The 5,720-nt window shown below is 67.0% G+C and carries 5 protein-coding genes; all 5 read left to right on the forward strand.

Annotated elements, in window-relative coordinates:
- On the forward strand, positions 1 to 723 hold a 723-nt coding region (locus tag RWX87_RS06305; RefSeq protein WP_314688718.1), incomplete at its 5' end, for an ATP-binding protein.
- Positions 724 to 1,333: 610 nt separating this feature from the next.
- Entirely contained in the window at positions 1,334 to 2,353 is a 1,020-nt protein-coding gene (locus tag RWX87_RS06310; protein ID WP_314688719.1) for an iron-siderophore ABC transporter substrate-binding protein, read from the forward strand.
- A 35-nt stretch (positions 2,354 to 2,388) separates the two neighbouring features.
- Positions 2,389 to 3,513, forward strand: a complete 1,125-nt coding sequence (locus RWX87_RS06315; protein WP_314688720.1) for an iron ABC transporter permease — start codon at positions 2,389 to 2,391, stop codon at positions 3,511 to 3,513.
- 1 nt (position 3,514) lies between these two features.
- Entirely contained in the window at positions 3,515 to 4,687 is a 1,173-nt protein-coding gene (locus tag RWX87_RS06320) for an iron ABC transporter permease (RefSeq protein WP_314688722.1), read from the forward strand.
- Positions 4,688 to 4,695: 8 nt separating this feature from the next.
- Positions 4,696 to 5,553 (forward strand): ABC transporter ATP-binding protein, encoded by an 858-nt coding sequence (locus tag RWX87_RS06325; RefSeq protein ID WP_314688724.1) that lies wholly within the window; start codon positions 4,696 to 4,698, stop codon positions 5,551 to 5,553.
- Positions 5,554 to 5,720: the final 167 nt, after the last annotated feature.

Raw genomic sequence — 5,720 nt, forward strand, 5'->3', positions numbered from 1 at the left:
GATGAACGTGGCGTTGGTTCTGCCATGAATCTCGTCGAGGAAACCCGTATCGAGGGGTCGTTGCCTCAGCAGATCGCACGGGCGTCCGAGGAGATTGAGCGTCTTGTCCCGAGCCGCCAAAGGCTCACGGATAGTGGTCGTTTCGAGCGTGTCCCGATTATTCCCCGTGACGCATGGCTGGAGGGTTTGGTGAATGCTGTCATTCATCGTTCCTATAGCATGATGGGTGATCATATCCGTGTGGAGATTTTCCCGCATCGGATCGAGATTTCGTCGCCGGGGCGCTTCCCCGGGCTGGCAGACCCCGGCTCGCCTCTGACGATTTCAAGATATGCCCGGAATCCCCGCGTTGCGCGTGTCTGTGCGGATATGGGCATCACCAGAGAACTTGGCGAAGGCATCAAGCGAATTTTCCATGAGATGCAACGCCGTGGTCTGGCGGATCCGATTTATCGACAGACCGCCTCTTCCGTCACGCTGATTCTTAAGGCTTCCGATGCAGTCGATTCTCGTGTGCTTGCTGGATTGACCAAGAACGCTCGGAAGGTTCTTGACATACTTCGTACCGAGAACAGGGCGCTGGGGACGGGGCAGATTGCAGAACTCTTGGGAATTGCCCGTCCGACGGCCAAACGAGCCTTGGATTCACTTGCCTCCGCCGGTCTTGTCCGATGGCAGGGACGGTCTGATCGTGATCCGCGTGCCTCGTGGAGACTGCTCTGATCGATGAACTGTAACGGTTGTTGCAGTTTCCGTTGCAGTTTCCGTTCCAGTCGTTCTGTTCCGGCTGTCGTTGCCGTTTCTCGTTCGGTTGCAGTTTCTCATTCATCCCGGCATTCCGCCATGCCGGAATGAGCGCGATGAAACTGCTCCCTGTTTGATGGGATTCGTTAAGCGGGGACGCAGTAAGTGGACCGCAGACCGGGTTCAGGACTGGCGAATAGCACATCGATTCGCGTTATACAAGTCTTTTTTTCGCGTCCGGACGTTGCTACATTGTGCCCCGCGTGGCCTTGCAGGTCGCCGGGTTCGGCCCGGCGCATGGCCATGCGCATACGGAAACGACGGAGCCGAGAGAGCCGACCTATGGGGGTTGATGTCGATGAGGGATGAGATGCGCCGGATTATGAGTGGACGTGATGTCACGGCTCGTGTTGCGACGGGTCGTGATAAGACGACTCGCAGTGCATCGGGTCGCAATGCATCAGCATCGGGTCGCAGTGCATTCGGGGAGGGTGTTGCGGCCCGTAAGGCCCGTAAGGCAGGTAAGACAGATGGAATTCACCCGACCGATCGCCCGACGGCACGCGGAACCACCCGACGTCTGACGCGCGTGGCCGCCGCGATGGTGGTGGTGCTGTCGCTCGCCGCCTGCGGGTCGACGGGCAGCGCGTCGAGTTCGACCGGCACCGGCTCCGCTTCCGGCTCCGCCGCCGGATTCCCCGTCAGCATCACACACGCCTACGGCACGACGACCATCTCCTCACGCCCGACCCGCGTGGCTACGGTCGGCTGGGCCAGCGCCGACAACGTCATCGCGCTCGGCGTGACCCCGGTGAGCATCCCCAAGAACACCTACGGCAAGACGGTCGACGGCGGCTACCTGCCGTGGACGAAGGACGCGCTCGACGACAAGGGCGTGGCGAAGGTCGACCTGCCGCAGCTGCACGACGAGTCCGATGACATCGACGCCGAGGCCATCGCCTCCACGAACCCCGACGTCATCATCGGCCTGCAGTCCGGCATCACCAAGGAGCAGTACGCGACGCTGAGCAAGATCGCTCCGACCATCGCCTACCAGAAGGTCGCCTGGGGCGACACCTGGCGCGACATGATCACCACCACCGCCAAGGCGCTGGGCGTCGAGGCGAAGGGGAAGGCGCTCATCTCCAGCCTCGAGAAGCAGATCTCCGACGACGTGTCCGCGTATCCCGAGATCAAGGGCAAAAGCGCCGCCGTCATGTACTTCAACGCCTCCAAGCTGTCGAGCTTCAGCGTGTACACCACCACCGACGTGCGCCCGCAGTTCCTCAACGACCTCGGGCTGACCACGCCGGCGTCGGTCACCAAGCTGTCGAAGGGGACGACGTCGTTCTACAAGGACGTCTCCTCCGAGAACGCCGACGACTTCACGGACGTCGACGTCATCGTCACCTATGGCACGTCCGGTCTGCTCAAGGCGATGCAGAAGGACCCGCTGCTGTCGAAGATCCCGGCCGTCAAACGCGGGTCGGTCGTCGTGATCAACGACGACACGGAGCTCGCCAACGCGCTTGATCCCTCGGCGCTGTCGATTCCCGCGACCACGAAGCAGTACGTGAAGCTCATCGCCGCGGCCGCCGCGAAGGTGTGAGTGAGGGCAGAGGCATGCGGAAGGGCCGATGAGCGATGATGAGACCGGGAAGCCGCACGATGGGTGACGCCGCGGCGGATGCCACCGCGGCGAGTGAAGTTTCGCCGGATGCAGCGGCGGCGCGCGCCTCCATGTCCACGGTGGTCGCAGTGGATGCCGACGGCGTCCACCGGGGCCGCACCGCGCTCGCGACGGTGCTGCTCGTGCTGGCGATTCTCGCGGTCTGCGTGCTGTCGGTCGCCGTCGGCTCGCGGACCGTGACGTTCGACGATGTCATCCGCGGGCTCACCACCTCCGCCACCGACATCGCCGCCGCGGCCGTGCGTCTGCGCGTCCCGCGCACGGTGCTCGGCCTGCTCGTGGGGGCAAGCCTGGGAGTCGCGGGCGCGATGATGCAGGGCGTCTCGCGCAATCCGCTCGCCGACCCGTCGATTCTCGGCCTCAACACGGGCGCGGCCTTCGCCATCGTGTGCGGCATCGCGTTCGCCGGGCTGTCCACGCCGTCGCAGTACGTCTGGGTCGCGCTGCTTGGTGGCGGGCTCACGGCCATGGCGGTGTGGGCGGTCGGCTCGATGGGCCGCTCCGGCCCGACCCCGCTGAAGCTCACCCTGGCTGGCGCGGTCATCAGCGCGGTTCTGAGCTCGCTGACGTCGGCGGTTCTGCTGCCGCGCGTCACCGTCATCTCCACCTACCGCTACTGGCAGGTCGGCGGCCTGTCCGGCGCGCGCTTCGCCCTGATGCTGCCGATCCTGCCGCTCCTGGTCGTCGGCTTCCTCATCGCCTTCGCCTCCGCGCGTTCGCTCAACGTGCTCGCGCTGGGCGACGAGCTGGCCGCCGGGCTGGGGCTGAAGGCCCGGCGCACACGGCTCGTGGTGTGGCTCGGGGCGGTGCTGCTGTGTGCGGGAGCGACCTCGCTCGCAGGACCCATCGGATTCGTCGGACTCGTCGTGCCCCATGCGGCGCGGCTCGTCGTCGGCCCCGACTACCGGCGCGTGATGGCCATGAGCGCGCTGATGGGGCCGCTGCTTCTTCTGTTTGCCGACGTCATTGGGCGCGTCATCACCCGGCCCGCGGACGTGGAGGTGGGCATCGTCACCGCGCTGATCGGGGCGCCGGTGTTCGTGCTGTTGGTCCGCCGTCGCAGGATGGTGCAGGTGTGACATGACCGGACGCATCGATTCCACGGACTTCGTTGATTCCGCTAACCCGGTTAACTCTCTCGGTTCCGCCGCCTCCGTCGGTTCCGTCGATTTCGCCGGGATGGGCATGCCCGACTCCGAGATCAGGGTCGCGCTCGCGCTGCGCGCGGCCCGCCGCCGCACCGCCCGCCGCATCATCCTCGCCACGACGCTGCTGGTTCTGCTGCTCATTGCACTGCTGCTCGCCGACCTCATGCTCGGTCACGAGGTGTACTCGCTGACCGACGTGCTGTCGGTCGTGTCCGGGCTCGTCTCCGGCCTTGTTTCCGGCCGTCCGGTCGTCGGCGGGCTGGCCTTCGCGATCGGCGAGCTGCGCCTGCCGCGCGTGCTCGTCGGCGCGCTGTGCGGGCTGGCGTTCGGCATGGCGGGCGCGAGCTTCCAGCATCTGCTGCGCAACGTCATGGCCAGCCCCGACATCATCGGCATCACCGCCGGCGCGAACACCGCCGCCGTGTTCGGCATCATCGTTCTGGGGCTGTCGGGTCCGTCGCTGTCCGCTCTGGCCGTGGCCGGCGGCCTCGTCACCGCGCTGCTCGTCATCCGGCTCGCGTGGAGCGGCTCGTTTGCGCCGAACCGGCTCATCCTCACGGGCATCGGGGTGGCGGCGGCTTTCAACGCGCTGAGCTCGTGGATCCTCATCCGCGGCGATCAGTGGGACGTGCAGACCGCATCGCGCTGGCTCACGGGAAGCCTCGCATCCGCCGAATGGTCGCAGATCCCGGCCATTGTGGCCGTCGTGCTCGTCGCCGGCTGCGCCCTGCTCGCCTTCGGCCGGCAGGTGGACGCGCTGCGATTCGGCGTGGACGTGGCCCGCGGCCTCGGCGTGCGCGCGGACCTCACGCAGACGGCCGTCATCGTGCTGTCCGTGCTGCTGCTGTCCGCCGCGACCGCCACCAGCGGCCCCATCGCCTTCGTCTCCTTCCTCGCCGGACCCATCGCGTTGCGGATCATCGGCCCGCACAAGCCCGCCATCGCGCAGGCCGGGCTCGTCGGCGCCTGCCTCGTGCTCGCGGCGGACATCGTCGCCCAGCATGTGCCGCCCACCCAGCTTCCCGTGGGCGTGGTGACGAGCATCATCGGCGGTCCGGTGCTCGTCGCGCTCATGGTCCGCATAACCCGCCGGCAGGAGTTCTAGGAGGTTTCATGAGCGTTCTCGTCTCGTCCACCGAACACGCGCATCCGGCGCATAAGCTGACCGCCGAGCACGTCGACCTCGCCTATGACGGGCGCACGGTGGTTCACGGCCTGGACCTCGACGTGCCCGAACACCAGGTCGGCGCGATCATCGGACCCAACGGCTGCGGCAAGTCCACGCTGCTCAAGGCCTTCGCCCGGCTGCTGAAGCCCGCCGCCGGTCGCGTCCTGCTCGACGGGCGGCCCATCGGCTCCCTGCCGACGCGCAAGGTGGCGACGATGGTCGGGCTGCTGCCGCAGTCGCCCATCGCGCCGGAGGGCATCACCATCGGCGATCTTGTGGCGCGCGGCCGCTACCCGTACCACGGGCCGGGAGGCGGCTGGCAGAGGGAGGACGAGCGGGCGATGGCGCATGCGCTGGACGTCACCGGGCTCGGCGACCTCGCCGACCGCACGCTGGACGAGCTGTCCGGCGGGCAGCGGCAACGCGCGTGGATCGCCCTCGCCCTCGCCCAGGAGACGGACATCCTCCTGCTCGACGAGCCGACCACCTTCCTCGACGTCGCCTACCAGCTGGAGGTGCTCGACCTGGTCGTCGACCTCAACCGGCAGGAGGGCGTCACCATCGTCATGGTGCTGCATGACCTCAATATGGCGGCGCGCTACAGCGACTGGGTGCTCGCCATGAAGGACGGCCGGCGCGTGACATTCGGCGACCCGCTCGAGGTGATCACCAGCGGACTCGTGCGCGACGTGTTCTCCGTGGACGCCGACGTGCGGATCGACCCCGCCACCGGCGTGCCCGTCATGACGCCGGATTCGCGGCACAGCCTGCGCGGGCGGCGCGCGGCGGGGGAGCGTGGCTGATGACGGATGCATCGCACCGCCGGCATTCGGCGTCGCATGGCCGGGCGTCGGATTCCCAAGCTCCTAGGGCGTCGGGAGCCTCGGAGGCAACAGGAATCTCTGGAATCTCCGGAGCCCACGGGAAACCAGGGAAGTCGAGGGTTTTCGAATCACCTGGTGCCGCTGGA

Source organism: uncultured Bifidobacterium sp., from assembly GCF_963540075.1.
Lineage (GTDB): Bacteria > Actinomycetota > Actinomycetes > Actinomycetales > Bifidobacteriaceae > Bifidobacterium.

Coding starts and splice junctions, on each gene's coding strand:
- RWX87_RS06315 (WP_314688720.1), top strand. CDS start 2,389: ATGATGAGACCGGGAAGCCGCACGATGGGTGACGCCGCGGCGGATGCC.
- RWX87_RS06320 (WP_314688722.1), top strand. CDS start 3,515: ATGACCGGACGCATCGATTCCACGGACTTCGTTGATTCCGCTAACCCG.
- RWX87_RS06325 (WP_314688724.1), top strand. CDS start 4,696: ATGAGCGTTCTCGTCTCGTCCACCGAACACGCGCATCCGGCGCATAAG.